The organism is Enterococcus sp. DIV1067f (assembly GCF_050543505.1).
Classification (GTDB): domain Bacteria; phylum Bacillota; class Bacilli; order Lactobacillales; family Enterococcaceae; genus Enterococcus_D; species Enterococcus_D entomosocium.
Genome location: NZ_CP172940.1, coordinates 728,210 through 745,404 on the forward strand (window position 1 = coordinate 728,210; position 17,195 = coordinate 745,404).

The window sequence follows — 17,195 nt, forward strand, 5'->3', positions numbered from 1 at the left end:
GCTTCTATCGCTCCAAAAACTACTTTAATGAAAGCGGTTTATAAAATAAAGTGAGGATGAATCACTATGTCAAACTATCATGAACTGGTTGCGTATATTATAAAAAATATCGGAGGAATCGAAAATGTTCAAACAGTCAATCACTGTGCTACTAGGCTTCGTCTACAGCTAAGTGATCCGACCGCTTTTGATGACAAGCAATTAAAAGAAAACAAACTCATTTTGGGCACAGTGAGAAGAGGACATGAAGTTCAACTGATCATCGGTCCGGATGTGCCAAAAGTGTATGCAATTTTTACAGAAGAGCGAAATCAAATGAATGGTCAGGCGAAGGAGGAACGAAAAACGAAGCGCACCCTCAAAGACTACGGCTTACTGATTGTCGATTTTATCAGTGGAACCTTCGTTCCGGTTCTGCCCGTATTGGTAGCTGCTGGGCTGGTATCGGCGGTATTGAATATTGGTGTGACCTTTTTCGGACTTGCAGCTGACAGCGGGACCTACACGATTTTAAATGCCATCAACGATGCGGGTTTTTATTTTCTGCCGATTTATATTGGGTATAGTGCTGCTAGAAAACTTGGTATCAATGGTTTGATGGGTATGTTCCTAGGTGCGATCCTCGTCCACTCATTGATCAATGGCGTGGAAGGATTGAATTTCTTAGGAATCGTTATCCCAACGATGAGCTATAATACAACGACTATTCCCGTAATATTTGGTGTTTTGTTTATGGCGGTAATGGATCGAATCGGGGATAAGTGTATTCCGCAATCGATCAAGTATTTCGTCAAGCCATTATTAGTTATTTTAATTACAGTGCCTGTCACATTAATTGTATTAGGGCCAATTGGAAATGCAGTGGGCGGATACATTGCTAGTGGGTTGAGCTTTTTATACGACAAACTCGGTTGGTTTTCAGTTGGTGTCTTAGGAGCAATGACTCCGCTATTGGTCATGACCGGCACCAATCAAGCGTTGTTCCCCTTGGTCTTTGCTATGTTAGGGGACTACGGCTATGATTCATTTGTTATGCCGGCTATGCTAGCAGCTAACGTTGCCGTGGGTGCATCAGCCTTAGCTATTTCTTATACAGAAAAAAATACTGAAAAACGAGCATTGGCTCTTTCTTCAGGACTGACTGGTGTGATGGGGATCACCGAGCCGGCTATTTTTGGCATCTTGATCAACTATCGAAGTGCTTTTATAGGAGCGATTCTAGGTGGTGCAGTAGGTGGGATCATGGCAGGATTTGTTCAACTAAAACAATATGCAGTTGTTTCACCAGGTCTGGTTGCGATCCCGACTTTTATCCCGACAGATGGTTCTGGATTCAATAGCAATTTTTGGTTTGCAATTGTCGTCATTCTTCTAGCAGTATGCGTTTCTTTTACTACAACGATTCTCTTAGAACGAAAAAGAGTTCAAGTAAGTCAAATGAGTAAAGCCGAAGATGCTTTGAAAGTCAGCAGTCCAATATCGGGAAGCGTTGTTTCCCTTGAGACAGTCAAGGACCCGATGTTTTCGGAAAAAATGATGGGGGACGGAGTGGCGATCATTCCTTCTGATGAGACCATAGTCGCTCCTTTTGATGGTTATGTGATTATGACTACACCCACCAAGCATGCGATTGGCTTAAGAGGTGAAAATGGGGTCGAACTTTTGATCCACATCGGGATCGACACGGTTCATTTAGATGGAAAAGGATTTACTCTTTATGTAGCTGAAAATCAATACGTTAAAGCTGGAGAAAAACTGATTTCTTTTGACGAAAAAGAAATCAGTGCAGCAGGCTATGATCTAACGATCCCCATCATTGTCACAAACACAGCTGATCATGAACCATTTGCTCAGACGATACAGCAAAAAGTAAATAGCAGCGATTATATATTTTCAGTTCAATAATGGGTTCCCAATCATTTCTTTTTCAAGCTTCTTAACGCGGACATCAACTATACCTTCAAGTGAAAGCCCTGTCCTGAATTTTCAGCAGGGCTTTTTTATTTGATGCCCTTTCTTTGTCTCTACCAATGAATTGTATCGAAAAAATCCAGAATATTTCGAAAAATACCATTGCTTATTTATGGCAAAACCATTAGTATTATTAGAAAAACTGATGGTGAATCGATGATAAAGCGTGGCTTTAACAGTGAGAAAGCCGGATCAGTGGCATGAAATAGGAGTGATAAGTGTGGAAGAGTTATGGAATGTATTGAAACCAGCCGAACAAGTCGAACTGAAATTAAGAAAATTGTATACGCAGCATCATTTTTCACCTTATCACTCGAACAACTTTGAAGAGTATCGCAACTATCAGCAAAATGATCAGTTTTTGCGTGGTTCTTCCATCATCACATTTACAGGCACGGATGGCAGGACGATGGCTCTAAAACCCGATGTTACCTTGTCGATTGCCAAAAATACACCGTCTGGAGAGGCGCGTAGAGTGTATTACGTGGAAGATGTCTATCGACAGGATCGTCAAGCTGGGGAATACCAAAAAATAGATCAAATCGGTTTGGAGCTCATTGACCAAATCACGTGGGAAGATCAACTGGAGGTTGTAAAACTGGCGTGGGAAAGTTTGGCTCAGGTGGGAAAAGGGACCTTAGATCTGTCCCATATGGGGATTTTGGACGGTATCTGCCAACGCTTCCCCGAAGCGGATCGACAAAAGGTACTGCACTGCCTGCGGGACAAGAGTTCTCATGGCATGGATGCACTGACTGAAAAGGCTGGCTTATCAGCAACAGAAGCTGAAAAATTAGCGAAACTGGTACGTTTGTCAGGTGATTTTGAAACCAAGTATCAAAAAGCCAAAGAGCTGCTGGCAGAATATCCCCAAGCACAAGCTGGTTTAGCAGAACTGAACCAACTGTATCAAGCTCTGCAAAAAGAACAACTGTCAGCCTCCATTCGGATAAGGTTGGATTTTTCGATTTTAAATGATGCCGATTATTACAGTGGTTTGCTGTTTCAAGGATTTATCGAAGAAGCAAGAGAGACGATTTTATATGGGGGCCGTTATGATCGCTTAATGAGTCGGCAAGGCAAAGCGCAAGGAGCGATCGGGTTTGGTATGAAGCTCAACCATGTAGGGCAAAAGTTGCCGACTGACAACGAAAGTTCAGGCTATTTGAACATTGCGCTGCCAAAAGGCCGCATGGGGGATGCCGTATACGATTTGTTCACGAAAGCCGGAGTCGCTGCGCAAGGCGTCTTTAAAGACAATCGCCAACTAATTTTTTGTGATGAAGAAAACAAGCTGCGCTTTTTCTTAGTCAAGCCTAGCGATGTAGCAATCTATGTGGAGCACGGAGTGGCGGATATCGGTGTCGTAGGCAAAGATATTTTAATGGAAAGCAAGGCGGAAGTCATCGAATTTCTTGATTTGCATATGGGGGTCTGCCGTTTGGCCGTAGCGGCGCGTAAGGATTTCGAGGAAGATTTCTCCCGACCGCTGCGGGTCTCTACAAAATATCCGCAGATCACTCGCCAGTTTTATCAAGGGTTAGGTCGCTCGGTGGAATTGATCCAACTGCATGGATCGATTGAATTGGCCCCTTTATTAGGTCTCTCCGATGTGATCGTTGACATCGTCGAAACGGGGACGACACTAAAGGAAAATGATTTAGAAGTGATCCAAGACATCGCGCCGTCTTCAGCGCGCTTAGTGATCAACCACGCCACGTGGCGTTTCAAGCAAGAACGCATTCAAACAGTGATTGAGAAGGTGAGGGAGCAATTATGAGAATTTTTTCGACCCAAAAAGATACGATCGAAACGATTGTGGCAAGGAAACAGTCGGAAACGAAAGATGTTTCAACCATTGTCGCCCAAATCATTGCCCGTGTTCAGCAGCAAGGAGATCAGGCGTTGTTTCAATTAATTGAGGAAATCGATCAAGTGACCTTGTCTTCCTTAACCGTCAGTCCAAGGGAGATAGACGCGGCTGTCCATGCCGTCTCACCCGAGCTGCTTAATGTGATGGAACAGGCGAAAGAAAACATTTTGGCATTTCATCAAAAACAAGTCCAGCAAGGCTTTGTCTTAACGAAGGAAAATGGCGTTGTGATGGGACAGCGGGTCTTACCATTAACAAAAGTCGGGGTCTATGTTCCTGGCGGCACAGCAGCTTATCCAAGTACGGTTTTGATGGATGTCCTGCCGGCAAAAATCGCCGGGGTCAAAAAAATCGTTATGATCACACCGACGGACAGTCAGGGAAAAGTTCCGGCTGCTATTTTAGCGGCAGCTTCCGTTGCCGGAGTGGATGAAATCTACAAAGTCGGTGGGGCCCATGGCGTAGCGGCATTGGCTTATGGAACAGAAACAATTCCCAAAGTCGACAAAATCGTCGGACCGGGAAATATTTATGTCGCCACAGCGAAAAAAATGGTGTACGGCGAAGTTGATATCGATATGATCGCAGGGCCCAGCGATGTGCTGATCCTCGCTGATGCCAGCGCAAATCCTCGCTGGCTGGCGGCGGATCTTTTGGCACAAGCCGAGCATGATCCCTTAGCGCAAGCCATCTTAGTCACAACAGAAGCAGCTTTGATTGAAGAAGTCCAAGCCGAGCTTGAGTTGCAGCTGAAGCAACTGCCCCGCAAAGACATTGCTGCTGCGGCGCTTGAATCTAGCGGAAAGCTGATTCTGGTCAAAGATTTGACCGAAGCACTTACCATTACCAATCAAATTGCTCCAGAACACCTTGAATTAGCGGTGGCTGATCCTTTTGCATTATTGGGACAAGTAGAAAATGCGGGCAGTGTCTTTTTAGGTCACCATACACCGGAAGTACTGGGAGATTATTTTGCTGGACCAAATCATACCCTACCGACAGAAGGGACAGCTCGTTTCTATTCGCCGTTATCAGTGGATGATTTTATTAAGAAAAGCAGTTATTTGTATTACCCAGAGGCAGCCATGAAAGCAGCTGGTCCAGCTGTAGCGTTGTTCGCGGAAACCGAAGACTTGATCGGCCATGCCCGTTCGATCAATGTACGAAGAGAGGGAGAAAAATGACCTTTTTACATCAAAAGTATCACAAGCTGACTCCTTATACACCGGGGGAACAAGTAGATGAGCAAGTCGTTATTAAACTGAACACCAATGAAAGTCCTTATCCGCCAGCGCCAAGTGTTCAAGCAGCGGTTGCTGATGCCGCCCAAAAGCTGAATCGTTACTCGGATATTGCTGCTGAAGTGGTGACAAACCCTCTGGCTGCCTATCTTGGCGTTACGCCAGCCCAACTGTTTCTCGGTAATGGCAGTGACGAAGTCTTGTCCTACCTCTTTCAAGGCTTCACGGAAAACGGCATCGCCTTTCCCGATGTGACCTACGGGTTTTATCAAGTATATAGTGCCTTGTACCAAGTCGCTGCTACCGTTGTTCCGCTGCAAGAAGATTTCTCAATCGCGTTAACGGACTACGATTCACTCAAAGGGACCGTCATTTTTGCCAATCCCAATGCCCCGACTGGGGTTTATCAAGAACAAAGCGAAATCTGTGCCTTTCTAAAACGGCATCCCGATCGCTTAGTGATAGTCGATGAGGCCTATATCGATTTTGGCGGCTCTTCAATGGTTTCTTTGATCGATCAATACCCAAATCTCTTGGTTGTGGGGACGTTTTCGAAATCTCGGCAGCTGGCAGGAGCACGCTTAGGCTTTGCGGTTGCCAATGAAGGACTGATCCAAGACTTGAATCGGTTGAAATTTAGCTTGAATCCGTACAATGTCAATAGTTTGACCCAAGCCGCTGGTGCAGCCGTTTTGCAGGAACAAGCGTATGTCGATGAGAAAATCCAAGCAACGATCCACGTGCGTGAGTGGAGCAAGCAAGCCCTAGCGAAATTCGGCTTTGAGCAGACCGACAGCCAAGGGAATTTTTTGTTTGCAAGGCACCCTGCGATTGCCGGTGAAGAGTTGTATCAGGCACTGAAAGAGCAGAAAATCTTCGTCCGCTGGTTCAATCAGCCCCGCATCAAAGAGTATTTACGAATTACGGTAGGAACGAAGCCCCAGATGGAACGACTGATGACGGTGCTAACAACGATCATAGAAGAGGTGAAGGAATGAGAAAAGCAGAAGTTACCCGCAATACGACGGAAACCAAGATCCACCTGCAGTTGACGATCGATGGTACTGGTCAGCAATCAATCAAGACTGGTGTGGGGTTTTTAGACCACATGCTGGAATTATTTGTCCGCCACGGTCGCTTTGATTTGACGTTGGTTTGTGATGGCGATACAGAAGTGGATGCCCATCACACAACAGAAGACGTTGCCATCGCCATTGGCCGAGCGTTTTCAGAAAGTCTTGGGGAGCGACGAGGCATCAAACGCTATGGTAGTATGCTGCTGCCGATGGACGAAGCCTTAGTTATGACAGCGATCGATATTAGCGGTCGCGGCATGGCAGTCGTAGAGTTGGCGATACCGAGTGAAAAAATCGGGCAGCAGTTTGATACGGAGTTGGTTGAAGAATTCTTCATTGCTTTTGCCCGTGAATTAGGTGCTACGATTCATCTCCATCAAATCGCTGGCAAAAACAGCCACCACATTGTGGAAGCTTGCTTTAAAGGGTTTGGGCGTGCTTTAGGTGAAGCGGTGGCGATCAATCAAGCAGCCCCAGATGAGATCCCTTCAACCAAAGGGACGATTCAGTGATTCATGAGGGGGAAAATGATTACGTATCTTCCACACAGAGGGATGAGATAAGGAAAGGGGCGTATTATGTTAGCAATCATCGACTATGGGGTCGGCAATTTGTTCAGCTTGTCTCGTTCGCTGGACTTCTTGGGTGTTGAGTGCCGAATCACGCGTTCACTAGCAGAATTAAAAGCTGCCGACCGCATTCTTTTACCCGGCGTAGGCGCTTTTGGCGATGCCCGCCAAAAGTTAGCAGAGTTGTCGCTGATCGAACCGATCCAAGAATTGGCAGCAGCTGGCAAACCCTTTTTAGGCATTTGTTTAGGGATGCAGCTGTTGTTTGATAGCAGTGAGGAGTTTGGCACACATGAGGGGCTCGGTTTGATTCCAGGACGGATCGTTTCCATGCAATGCGCCTTTGAAGAAGCCAAACTGAATCTGAAAGTGCCGCAGATTGGTTGGAATCGTTTGACTGTCAGAAAAGAAAGTCCCCTCGTCAGCGGGCTAGGGGAACAAGACTTTGTCTACTATGTCCACAGTTATTTTGCTACTGATTGCCAAGAGTATGTCGTGGCAGACAGTGACTATGGTCTAGCAATTCCCGGTATCGTGCAAAAAGACAATGTCTTCGGCACTCAGTTTCACCCAGAAAAAAGCGGGGCAGTCGGGTTGAAGATTTTAAAAGCATTTACGGAGGTGCCGCTATGAAAATTTTTCCAGCAATCGATCTGTTAGATCAAAAAGTGGTCCGTTTGTACCAAGGAGACTATGAGCAAAAAGAAGTGTTTGGGGACGATCCAGTGGCATTTGCTCGTTCCTTTGAAGAAGAAGGTGCCAACTATCTGCACCTCGTCGACTTAGATGGTGCCAAAGCCGGCAAACTCCATTACTTTGATGTCGCAAAAAATATCGTCCAGCAGACCAATCTGTTTGTCGAAGTTGGCGGCGGGATTCGTGAGGAAGAAACGATCCAACATTGTTTGGCAGCAGGCGTTCATCGGGTGATCCTCGGCACGATTGCCCAGAAAGACCCAGCATTCACAAAAGCGATGCTCAAGAAATACGGCAATAAGATCGCCATTGGAGTCGATGCCAAGGAAGAAAAAGTGGCAGTGGAAGGCTGGCTCGAGAAAACGGCAACAGACGCGTTTACTTTTTGCCAACAATTGGTGGCATGGGGCGCGCAAACGATCATCTTTACCGAAATCTCCCGTGACGGTACAGGAGAAGGCATCAATCTGCCCTTATACGAAAAACTCAATCAATTGGATTGCGACATCGTGGCTTCTGGCGGCGTGGCTTCATTGGCAGATATCAAAGGATTAAAACAGTTGGGGATCTCTGGCGTGATCGTCGGGAAATCCTTATATAACGGCAGTCTCCAATTGGCCGATGTCTTAGCAGCAGGGGAGGAAAGGTCATGATCGCCAAACGAATCATTCCTTGCCTTGATGTGCGAGATGGGCGAGTCGTGAAAGGGGTCAACTTTGCTGGCTTAAAAGATGTCAATGATCCGGTGACTTTGGCGCGTTTTTACAATGAACAAGGCGCCGATGAGCTGGTTTTTTATGACATTACTGCTTCTGCAGAAGAACGCGGCTTATTCACGGACATTTTGCAGCGCGTGGCGTCAGAAGTGTTTATTCCTTTGACGGTGGGCGGTGGCATCAATCAAGTAGCAGATTTTGAGCGAGTCTTAAACTGTGGCGCCGACAAAGTCAGCGTCAATTCGGGAGCGCTTCGCCGACCAGAGCTGATCGCAGAAGGCGCGAAACGCTATGGCAGCCAGTGCGTTGTTTTATCCGTTGATGTTCGCCGTGTCGGTGAGAACTGGCATGTGTTTGCCAAAGGCGGACGGGAAGATACAGGCTTAGAAGCATTGGCGTGGATTCACCAAGCTGAGCAGTTAGGTGCTGGTGAACTAGTCATCAACAGCATGGATACCGATGGCGTGAAGCAGGGGTTTGATCTCGACTTGCTGAAAGCTGTCAGCGAAATCACCAAATTACCGATCGTCGCATCCGGTGGTGCTGGCAAAAGTGCCGATTTTATCGAGCTGTTTCAATTGCCAAATATTGAAGCAGGGTTGGCAGCCTCGATTTTTCACTATGGCGAGGTAAAAATCCCAGAGCTAAAAAAACAATTACAGGCCGTCGATATTCCCGTACGAACCGTATAGCGTTGGCGTTTTGACAGGCAATAGAAGGAGTGGATAACATGGTGCAAGTACGATTTGATAAACAAGGATTGGTTCCAGTGATCGTGCAAGATGTGGAAACGAATGAAGTTTTGACCTTGGCTTATATGAACCAAGAAAGTTTGACCTTGACCTTGAAGGACCGATTGATGACCTTTTATTCCCGCAGTCGCCAAGAATTGTGGCGCAAAGGAGAAACTAGCGGCAATTACCAGCATTTAGTATCATTGACCGCAGATTGCGATCAAGATGCCTTAGTCGCCAAAGTAAAAAAAGACGGACCCGCTTGCCATACAGGCACAGAAAGCTGCTTTACAGAGGTGCTTTATGGTACAAAATCCTCTCCAACCATCGATGCGTTGTATGAGCTGATAAAAGGTCGTAAAGATACGCCACAAGAAGGCAGCTATACCAGCTACTTGTTTGAAAAAGGCAGTGAAAAAATCTTAAAAAAAATCGGCGAGGAAGCAACCGAGGTCGTAATTGGGGCGATGAAGGAAGACCGTCAAGAAACCGTTTATGAGATTGCTGATTTGGCGTATCATACATTGGTTTTAATGGCAGAAATGGGGATTGATTTAGCGGCTATTCGCCAAGAGCTTGCCAAGCGTCATGTTGTGGATAAGAAAGTCAAACAAGAGCGGATGCAATAACGGTCAGGATTTTTCAGTAGAAAGAAAGTAGCTGACGATAAAAAAGAAGCCCTTCAGCTATTGCTTGAAGGGCTTCTCATCCGTGAGGAAAAAGTTGATCTGCTGGTTCTTTAAGTGAGCACATAAAATTGCTATTTGTTTTCTAACTCTTCGATCAATTCTTTCATTTCTTTGATTTCTTTTTCCTGTGCGTCGATGATTTTTTCTGCAAGTTCTTTTACTCTTGGATCAGACAAATCGGCATTTTTACTGGTTAGAATCGCAATCGAATGATGGGGAATCATGGCTTTCATCCAGGCTGTATCTCCCACGGCAGTTTGGCTTCTGACCATAAAAAGTGAACTAAAAAAGAGTGCAACACTGACAACTAGAATGCCGATATTCATTTTCTTTTTGTCATACATCTTCCACATAAACAATAGCATGATGATCGCCATCATCGCGCCCATCATAAGTGCCATAAACAGGCGGGTTTGGCTGAAAAAAATATGATCGAGGGCATAGACATTGAAATACATCATACAAAACATAATCACCGTCGATACCCCAATCATTACCAAAAATTTCCCATACTTCTTCATTTCTTTCCTCTCCCTTTTGTATACAAAATAAAAACAATAAAGCAATCCAAAACATCATCGTACCAGATGCTTTTTTTTGTTTATTGTTTTGTTAGAATAAATTTACTCCCTAAATCAAGTATAGCGGAGGAAGTAGAATGAGAGAATCGATATACATTTGAACGAAAACAATGGGTTCTTAGAGTAAAAAAGCGAAAACGGGATTACTCGTCTAGGTTTATTTGTTATAATCAACCTAAGAAATGGATGGTGTATAGAATGAATCACAATGATCGCTTGACGCGTTTACGCTATGCTTTGGATATCAAAGATACTGACATGGTGAAAATTTTTGAACTTGGCGGCGCTTCTTTCACGAAAGAAGAAGTAAGACAATTATTGAAGAAAAAAGACCCTGAGACCTACGAGATTGAGTGTACCAATGAAGCCTTTGAGCGTTTCTTAAATGGTTTGATTCGCTCGCAACGAGGAACAAAGTCAGATGCTGCAGAACCTGTCTTAGAGTTGAACAATGGCAATGTGAATAATTTGATGCTGAAGAAAATAAAAATCGCCCTTTCCCTAACAACGGATGAAATGCTGAACATTTTCGAGCAAGCGGGAGTTACGGTTTCAAAAGGTGAACTGGGCGCCATTTTACGCAAAGAAGGCCATCGCAATTACAAGCCATGCTTAGACAAATATGCCCGCAACTTTTTAAAAGGATTGACGATCGAGTATCGGGATAACTAGTAAAAAATCAATAATAGACTGAACTTACAATGGGGCGCCTAAAGAGATGCATGTTATGTGTCTCTTTTTATGTGTGTAAAAATAACAATTTAAATCAGTGATTGGAACACTGACCGAGTCCAAGCTTGGAGCATGAAGAAGCAGGTTAAGTGAACGATCTGTTTGTTTGAATAACCTGTTCGTTGAAACCTGACAAGTTTGGTCATTTCTGATACAAATGTTGACGTGTTCAGAATGATGAACCATGCAATACTATCAAAATGAACAGGAGCATCCTGTGTCTAAAAGTTGTAATTAACAAGTCATCACCATCATCAGAAGGCGAAGTTTGTAGATAGGTGAAAGATAGGAAAGCGTATCGTATTTAAACGAATATAAAAGGAGAATGTTATGAAAAGGAAATTTTGGGGCTATTTGTCATTGGCGATCTTGTTAAGTCAGCCTGTGTTGGCACCTTTGGCACAAGTTATGGCTGAGGAACAGGAAACCATTCCATCAAACAATGTATTGACTGGCGGAAATATTGGCGATTCAATTGAAGTTGTTCCTGAGGAGATCCCTAACTATACATTGAAGGAAGTTCAAGGAGAGGAAAAAATTGTCTTTAGCAATGTTCCGCAAACGGTCACGTATATCTATAGTCCTAAAATAGAAAGTAATGAGGAAAGAAAAATTGTCGCACGAGTCATTCACTATTTGCATGAAGACGGTACAGAAGCTGCTCCAGATAAAGTAGACACAGTTGAATTTACTCGAGAAGTAAGGACGAATCTAGCCACTGGCGAAGAAACGTTTGGTGAATGGCAAGCAAGAGATGATGATACGATATTTGATTTAGTCAAAAGTCCAGAGATAGTCAACTACTATGCAGATAGGGAGTTTATCGATGAAGTTATCGATGTAAAGGCCGATTCAGAAGATATTGAAGAATTTGTCATGTACTCGCCAAAGATAGTTGAATCTACGGAGACAAAAGAAGTCAAGCGAATGATCCATTATGTGTATGAAGATGGTAAAGAAGCCTCGCCAGACAAAGTAGACACGGTGACCTTTACACGCACAGTGACAACGAATGAAGCAACAGGGAAAAATACCTATGGTGAATGGCAAGCCCAAGATGATGATACAACGTTTGACGAAGTGTTAAGTCCAGAAATAGACAAGTACAATGCAGACCAAAAAATGGTTGATAAAGTCATTGATTTGACGGCAGAATCAGAAGATTTCGAAATAACCGTCACTTATTTGCCAAATATGATCGAATCTACGGAGACAAAAGAAGTCAAGCGAATGATCCATTATGTGTATGAAGATGGTAAAGAAGCCGCGCCAGATAAAGTAGACACGGTTACGTTCACTAGAATCGTCACCACCAACGAAGCAACTGGTGACAAGATCTATGGCGAATGGCAAGCCCAAGATGATGATACGATGTTTGATGAAGTGTTAAGTCCAGAAATTGACAAATACAATGCGGACCAAAAAACGGTTGATAAAGTCACAGGTCTGACTGCAGAATCAGAAGATCGCGAAGTGACTGTCACTTATTCGCCAAATATGATCGAATCTACGGAGACCAAAGAGGTCAAACAAACGGTTCATTATGTGTATGAAGACGGCAAAGTGGTGTCTTCATTAAAGGATTGGAAGAAGTTCCAAATGAATATCGGGAGTTAATGACTTTCCCAGCTTATAATGGGAAAGATTATAATACTTCTGGTTCTTATCCTGTAGGTCAGTGTACTTGGTATGCCTTTAATCGAGTCGCACAATTAGGTGGTCGTGTAGATGATTACATGGGAAATGGGGGAGATTGGGGAACTACTGGTCTTAGATTAGGTTATCAAGTTAGTCGAACCCCAAAAGCCGGGACCTTGATTTCTTTCAGCCACGGGACAGCGGGGTCGGATCCCAGGTATGGTCATGTCGCATTTGTAGAAGCGGTTGGACCGAATGGTATTTTAATTTCCGAAGCAAACGTTTATGGTGGTACAACGATTTCTTACCGAGTGATTGGCAATGATCTAGCTCGTTCCTCGTTGGTTCAATATATCACACCGAAATAAGTAATAATAAAAGAGGCAAGTAAAAGATGAATGAATCTTATTATGGAAAGGTGTAACTAAAAGAGTCAATAAGGAAATGAAGGTAGTAAAGCAGGAAGAGAAAATGCTCGATAGAACCTTAACATCAAAAGTCTTACAAGTATTAAAAGAAGAACGTCAGTTGCTCAAAATGAATGCTTAGTGGTATCGGCAGTGATGTAAAATAAAAGTAAAATGTTTAATAGTAGACTGGCGGTTATCAGTATTCTTTGGGGGATCTTCTCTTTCCAACTCGTTCGGATTCAAGGGGGATTCAATGAATCCGACGTTAATAGCATGTTTAAAATCACTTTTACATCTTGATCGTTTTTTGTTGATCAAGAGTGACTCCCATAATGAAGGAGATTTTTATTGGCTATTGTCGCTTCTTCATAAATTACATCTGGAAATTTTTTTTAAGAAGAGGTTTCAAGAGTATCATTCATACATTATCTCACCTATTAAACTACTTTATCGAGAGGCATGTATTTTATTAGCTTCCAAAAAAATGTTCACTATTTTTTGGTACGCATTAGAAAGAAATAATCACATAGAGAGGACCTTATGAATCATGCTATTCACAATGAAAGAAGAATATAGTAGCTATTATCAAAAAGAATTTGGGAATGCATCAAGAAAAGAAAAAGATTTGAAAGACTATTTAATTGATTTATTGCGGCGTTTAAACCAACTAACTGATGAAATCTCAAAAGAAAATTTTTGGAGTGTGCTGCCAAGAATTTTGGGAATTGATGCAAAATTAAACCTATTAGTTGAATTGATTAAATTTGAAGAACTACCAAGCGAAGAAATTATCCGTATCATTGAAAATGACTATCAAAGCTATTTTAAAGAACTATGTGGGTATGATTTAAGTATGGAAACGAGATATTCTTTAGTATTTAACGTCGCATAAATGTATTTTGTTTTTTTGCAAAAAATCGAAGTTGTCTGATGGAAATCCTTTATACTGATTCTGAGAAATTTTCTTAAGAATCAGTATAAAGGATATTTTGTTATCTTCTCGATTCACCAGTACCAGCAGCTCTATTCCTTTCCAACAACAGCCGTTTAATCTCCTCATAAATCTCTCCGGTCTCCGGTGTCGCACGCTGACGATTCTGAATGATAAAAAGATCACGATAGCGGTACTCTGGATCAAGTTCCTGCCAAGGCAACTCTTCTGGTAATGAAAGTTTCGAGATGATCGATTTGCCGATGTTTTGTTTTAGTAGGGACAAAATCACTTCGCTGTTATTGGCTTTGATGATTTGCGGATGCAAGTGCTGTGCGTACAGATAGGTTTCGTTAATGTAGTACATCCCCGAGTCGTTTTCCCGCAAGACCCAAAAATCAGAAGCGAGGTTGCCTGCTAACACCAATTCATCGCGATAAACGAATTCTTTTTGGATCAATGGCGAAACGATTGATTTTTCGATCAGGCCAATATGGGCTTTGTTTGATTCGACGGCATCGATTACTTCTTGAGAATTCATGATTTTGATTTCAAAAGCAAACGTTGGAAATTCTTCAATCAGCTGCGCCATGATGCTGGGCAGTAAGTAGACGGCGGTGGTATTCGAACAAGCGAGCACACACTCTGTTTTAAAATTTTTGGTGTCTTTGGCTTGCGAAAAAATAGTGGACATTGAGCGGAGAGACTCGACCACACGAGGATACAAAAACTCCGCTTGGCTGGTAGGTAAAATCAATTGTTTTCCTTTACGTTCAAAAAGTTTGAAGCCAAGTTCGGCCTCTAAGCGTTGGATTTGCAAGGAAATCGTTGGTTGAGTTTTATAGAGTTGTTTGGCGGCAAGACTAAAGTTTCTCGTTTCATAAACAGCAATGAAGGTTTTGAGCAATTCAATCATTTTGCGGACTCCTTTATTATTAATAATATTTATAATTAGTATTTAAAAGTACAATTTTACAAATAGTTATCAGGTGATTATAGTATAAGTGTAGAGAAAAAAGAAAGCAAATTTAGTTGAAATTTTCATACGTTTAGAAAGGATGAGTTGATGAAAACATCGATCCAGCATTTTTTACATTCATTGCCAATCCCGATTTGTGGCTTGATTTTAGGCACTGTGTCATTGGGGAATTTATTGTATTCAGAAGGAATGGAGACGGTTGGAAATGCGTTTTGCACCCTTGGTATTTTCATCATGGGGCTCTTCCTTCTGAAAGTATGCTTTACATTTAAGCACACGATGTCAGAGTTGCAAAACCCAATCGTTGCTTCTGTGGCGCCGACCTTTACGATGGCGCTGATGGTGATTTCCACTGTTTTTGAACGGGTCATTCCCGATGCAGTGGTGAATGATCTGCTCTGGTGGGGGGCTATCGGCTTACATTTTGCTTTAATGATCTATTTTGTTGTCGTGCATATTTTGCCTGTCGACCTTTCGCTGGAATACATTTATCCGAGCTGGTTTATTACCTTCGTCGGTATTGGCGTAATTCCCAATACTTCTGCTGTCTTTTTTAAAGAGCTGGGGGAAGTGATCGTCTGGATCGCATTGGTATTGTATTTTGCGCTTTTGCCGATTATTTTAAAACGAATCGTCCATCAGAAGCTGACGGAACGTGCGGCAGTTCCTTTGATCACGATTTTAACAGCACCAGGTTCTCTTTGCTTAGCAGGTTACCTTTCCGTATTTGAACAAGGCTCTGCTTGGTTTGTCGCCTTTATGCTGTTATTGTCACAAACGATTTATTTTTGTGTCGTCGCTTATATGAAAAACATGCTGGCAGTCGGCTTTTACCCAAGCTATGCGGCATTTACGTTTCCTCTTGTGATTTCAGCGACTGCTATGTTCAAATCAGCGCTGTTTTTTGCGAATCACCCACTGATATTTGGGTTTCTACAAGCCTTAACGATTATTGAAACAAGCTTTGCCGTGATTGTCGTCTGCTATGTGTTAGGAAAATATGCAATTCATTTGTATCAGCAAGCCAAAGCGCTGATTGCCGGTCATAGTTATTAAGGAAACACAAGAGTACACAAGAGAACATACATTTTTTGAGAAAATACGTAATATACGCAAAACAATAGCACAAGTATTTGAAAAGAAAAGGAAGGGATCGCACATGAAAAGTACAAGCAGAAAAGTTGTCGTTGTCGGAACAGGTTTCGTTGGAACGAGCATTGCGTATTCCATGATCAATCAAGGACTGATCAATGAGTTAGTCTTGATCGATGTCAATCGGGACAAAGCAGAAGGAGAAGCCCTCGATTTGTTAGACGGTATGTCATGGGGGCAAGAAAACATCAAAGTTTGGGCTGGAGAGTACTCGGAATGTAAAGATGCTGACATCGTGGTTATTACCGCAGGAGTCAACCAAAAGCCAGGACAAACACGGCTTGAATTGATTGATGTGAACGCCGAAATTATGGCAAGCGTCACAAAACAAGTGATGGCTTCAGGCTTTGATGGCGTGCTTGTTATCGCTTCAAACCCAGTCGATGTCTTAACTTATCAAGCATGGCGTGTGTCCGGGTTGCCAGCCAATCGGGTCGTTGGTACGGGAACGACCCTCGATACCACAAGACTTCGAAAAGAAGTGGCGGCAAAATTAGCCATCGATCCACGGAATATTCATGGGTACATCATTGGGGAACACGGTGACTCGGAAGTCGCTGTCTGGTCCCATACAACGATCGGTGGGAAACCGATCGTAGAATTGATCAAGCAAAAGGATCGTTTGACCGTTGCCGATCTAGCGGTTCTTTCTGAACGAGTAAAAAATGCTGCCTATGAAATCATCGATCGAAAACAAGCAACTTTTTACGGGATAGGGATGAGTGTCGCAAGAATCGTTCGAGCGATCTTAAATGATGAGCAAGCGATTCTGCCGGTATCTTCCTACCTTAATGGGGAATATGGCATCAACGATTTATTCACAGGGGTTCCTGCAGTCGTGGACCAAAACGGCGTCCGCGAAATTATTGAATTGACGCTTACACCTGAGGAAAAACGGCAGTTTGATACTTCGTGTCATCAGTTACGAGCAGTAATTTCCACAATTGGACAAAGCAAAGTCAGCTGATCTCTAGAACACCAATAATGAAATCCTCGTGTTCGTTTTTGCCAAAGCATGGTTCGACTATTTACGGTCTGCCATGCTTTTTTTCATCTAGCAAAGAATGTTAAAAGGAAATGGCGTATTTCACGCGAAACGCCCAGTATTCAACTCTCTTTATTCACACTCCTTTAGGAAAAAACATCCTCAGTGAATGACAGAAAAAGAATGATCGATCAACCTTACAAACTTTCCGAGTTGTAAAAA

The 17,195-nt window shown here is 43.1% G+C and carries 16 protein-coding genes and 1 pseudogene; 15 read left to right on the forward strand and 2 right to left on the reverse strand.

Features of this window, described 5'->3' with window-relative positions:
* The first annotated feature begins 66 nt into the window (after window positions 1–66).
* The 9 genes from IGJ42_RS03375 (at window position 67) to hisIE (ending at window position 9,505) form a co-directional block, all read left to right on the forward strand.
* Complete coding sequence (locus tag IGJ42_RS03375; RefSeq protein ID WP_139960334.1) at window positions 67–1,905, forward strand: glucose PTS transporter subunit IIA; 1,839 nt, start codon at window positions 67–69, stop codon at window positions 1,903–1,905.
* Between the two features lie 286 nt (window positions 1,906–2,191).
* A complete protein-coding gene (gene hisG, locus IGJ42_RS03380; RefSeq protein ID WP_034878755.1) occupies window positions 2,192–3,751 on the forward strand; it encodes an ATP phosphoribosyltransferase in 1,560 nt (519 codons plus the stop codon).
* Window positions 3,748–5,028: a histidinol dehydrogenase gene (hisD, locus tag IGJ42_RS03385; RefSeq protein ID WP_086333047.1), complete on the forward strand. Its 1,281-nt coding sequence runs from the start codon at window positions 3,748–3,750 to the stop codon at window positions 5,026–5,028. The genes hisG and hisD overlap by 4 nt, the downstream gene beginning before the upstream one ends.
* Window positions 5,025–6,083, forward strand: a complete 1,059-nt coding sequence (gene hisC, locus IGJ42_RS03390; protein WP_430615934.1) for a histidinol-phosphate transaminase — start codon at window positions 5,025–5,027, stop codon at window positions 6,081–6,083. The genes hisD and hisC overlap by 4 nt, the downstream gene beginning before the upstream one ends.
* Window positions 6,080–6,673, forward strand: coding sequence for an imidazoleglycerol-phosphate dehydratase HisB (gene hisB / locus IGJ42_RS03395; RefSeq protein ID WP_005225202.1), 594 nt, complete (start codon window positions 6,080–6,082; stop codon window positions 6,671–6,673). The genes hisC and hisB overlap by 4 nt, the downstream gene beginning before the upstream one ends.
* Window positions 6,674–6,739: 66 nt before the next feature.
* A complete protein-coding gene (hisH, locus tag IGJ42_RS03400) occupies window positions 6,740–7,363 on the forward strand; it encodes an imidazole glycerol phosphate synthase subunit HisH (RefSeq protein ID WP_086333048.1) in 624 nt (207 codons plus the stop codon).
* Entirely contained in the window at window positions 7,360–8,079 is a 720-nt protein-coding gene (hisA, locus tag IGJ42_RS03405; RefSeq protein WP_086333049.1) for a 1-(5-phosphoribosyl)-5-[(5-phosphoribosylamino)methylideneamino]imidazole-4-carboxamide isomerase, read from the forward strand. Before hisH ends, hisA begins: the two co-directional genes overlap by 4 nt.
* Complete coding sequence (hisF, locus tag IGJ42_RS03410; protein WP_086316936.1) at window positions 8,076–8,834, forward strand: imidazole glycerol phosphate synthase subunit HisF; 759 nt, start codon at window positions 8,076–8,078, stop codon at window positions 8,832–8,834. The genes hisA and hisF overlap by 4 nt, the downstream gene beginning before the upstream one ends.
* 38 nt (window positions 8,835–8,872) lie before the next feature.
* Window positions 8,873–9,505, forward strand: a complete 633-nt coding sequence (gene hisIE, locus IGJ42_RS03415; protein ID WP_005237439.1) for a bifunctional phosphoribosyl-AMP cyclohydrolase/phosphoribosyl-ATP diphosphatase HisIE — start codon at window positions 8,873–8,875, stop codon at window positions 9,503–9,505.
* 131 nt (window positions 9,506–9,636) lie between these two features.
* Here hisIE and IGJ42_RS03420 read toward each other — a convergent pair whose 3' ends face one another.
* Window positions 9,637–10,086 carry a DUF305 domain-containing protein gene (locus IGJ42_RS03420; protein ID WP_086333051.1) on the reverse strand — a complete coding sequence of 150 codons (450 nt, stop codon included), beginning with the start codon at window positions 10,084–10,086 and terminating at the stop codon, window positions 9,637–9,639.
* A gap of 258 nt (window positions 10,087–10,344) precedes the next feature.
* On the opposite strand from IGJ42_RS03420, the gene IGJ42_RS03425 reads away from it, so the two are divergent.
* From IGJ42_RS03425 to IGJ42_RS03440, 4 genes and pseudogenes are all read left to right on the forward strand, one after another.
* The gene (locus IGJ42_RS03425; protein ID WP_086299161.1) at window positions 10,345–10,818 is read left to right on the forward strand and encodes a DUF1456 family protein; all 474 of its coding nucleotides are present in this window, start codon (window positions 10,345–10,347) and stop codon (window positions 10,816–10,818) included.
* A 468-nt stretch (window positions 10,819–11,286) separates the two neighbouring features.
* Complete coding sequence (locus IGJ42_RS03430) at window positions 11,287–12,495, forward strand: mucin-binding protein (protein ID WP_223347177.1); 1,209 nt, start codon at window positions 11,287–11,289, stop codon at window positions 12,493–12,495.
* Window positions 12,438–12,884, forward strand: a pseudogene (locus tag IGJ42_RS03435) (CHAP domain-containing protein); the annotation flags it as partial. The gene IGJ42_RS03430 and the pseudogene IGJ42_RS03435, both read left to right, overlap by 58 nt.
* 589 nt (window positions 12,885–13,473) lie before the next feature.
* Window positions 13,474–13,818, forward strand: coding sequence for a DUF7006 family protein (locus tag IGJ42_RS03440; protein WP_008377205.1), 345 nt, complete (start codon window positions 13,474–13,476; stop codon window positions 13,816–13,818).
* Window positions 13,819–13,918: 100 nt separating this feature from the next.
* Here IGJ42_RS03440 and IGJ42_RS03445 read toward each other — a convergent pair whose 3' ends face one another.
* Window positions 13,919–14,773, reverse strand: coding sequence for a LysR family transcriptional regulator (locus tag IGJ42_RS03445; RefSeq protein WP_086333054.1), 855 nt, complete (start codon window positions 14,771–14,773; stop codon window positions 13,919–13,921).
* 150 nt (window positions 14,774–14,923) lie between these two features.
* On the opposite strand from IGJ42_RS03445, the gene IGJ42_RS03450 reads away from it, so the two are divergent.
* The gene (locus IGJ42_RS03450) at window positions 14,924–15,892 is read left to right on the forward strand and encodes a TDT family transporter (protein WP_086333055.1); all 969 of its coding nucleotides are present in this window, start codon (window positions 14,924–14,926) and stop codon (window positions 15,890–15,892) included.
* Window positions 15,893–15,995: 103 nt separating this feature from the next.
* On the forward strand, window positions 15,996–16,955 hold the full coding sequence (locus IGJ42_RS03455; RefSeq protein WP_034878749.1) for an L-lactate dehydrogenase: 960 nt from the start codon (window positions 15,996–15,998) through the stop codon (window positions 16,953–16,955).
* Window positions 16,956–17,195 lie beyond the last annotated feature (240 nt).

What these genes read in the sequence shown, in the direction of transcription:
- IGJ42_RS03430 (WP_223347177.1), top strand. Translation starts at nt 11,287, where the DNA reads ATGGCTGAGGAACAGGAAACCATTCCATCAAACAATGTATTGACTGGC.
- hisH (WP_086333048.1), top strand. Translation starts at nt 6,740, where the DNA reads ATGTTAGCAATCATCGACTATGGGGTCGGCAATTTGTTCAGCTTGTCT.
- IGJ42_RS03420 (WP_086333051.1), bottom strand. Translation starts at nt 10,086, where the DNA reads ATGAAGAAGTATGGGAAATTTTTGGTAATGATTGGGGTATCGACGGTG.
- IGJ42_RS03450 (WP_086333055.1), top strand. Translation starts at nt 14,924, where the DNA reads ATGAAAACATCGATCCAGCATTTTTTACATTCATTGCCAATCCCGATT.
- hisC (WP_430615934.1), top strand. Translation starts at nt 5,025, where the DNA reads ATGACCTTTTTACATCAAAAGTATCACAAGCTGACTCCTTATACACCG.
- IGJ42_RS03455 (WP_034878749.1), top strand. Translation starts at nt 15,996, where the DNA reads ATGAAAAGTACAAGCAGAAAAGTTGTCGTTGTCGGAACAGGTTTCGTT.
- hisB (WP_005225202.1), top strand. Translation starts at nt 6,080, where the DNA reads ATGAGAAAAGCAGAAGTTACCCGCAATACGACGGAAACCAAGATCCAC.
- hisA (WP_086333049.1), top strand. Translation starts at nt 7,360, where the DNA reads ATGAAAATTTTTCCAGCAATCGATCTGTTAGATCAAAAAGTGGTCCGT.
- IGJ42_RS03440 (WP_008377205.1), top strand. Translation starts at nt 13,474, where the DNA reads ATGCTATTCACAATGAAAGAAGAATATAGTAGCTATTATCAAAAAGAA.
- hisIE (WP_005237439.1), top strand. Translation starts at nt 8,873, where the DNA reads ATGGTGCAAGTACGATTTGATAAACAAGGATTGGTTCCAGTGATCGTG.
- hisD (WP_086333047.1), top strand. Translation starts at nt 3,748, where the DNA reads ATGAGAATTTTTTCGACCCAAAAAGATACGATCGAAACGATTGTGGCA.
- IGJ42_RS03425 (WP_086299161.1), top strand. Translation starts at nt 10,345, where the DNA reads ATGAATCACAATGATCGCTTGACGCGTTTACGCTATGCTTTGGATATC.
- hisF (WP_086316936.1), top strand. Translation starts at nt 8,076, where the DNA reads ATGATCGCCAAACGAATCATTCCTTGCCTTGATGTGCGAGATGGGCGA.
- IGJ42_RS03375 (WP_139960334.1), top strand. Translation starts at nt 67, where the DNA reads ATGTCAAACTATCATGAACTGGTTGCGTATATTATAAAAAATATCGGA.
- IGJ42_RS03445 (WP_086333054.1), bottom strand. Translation starts at nt 14,773, where the DNA reads ATGATTGAATTGCTCAAAACCTTCATTGCTGTTTATGAAACGAGAAAC.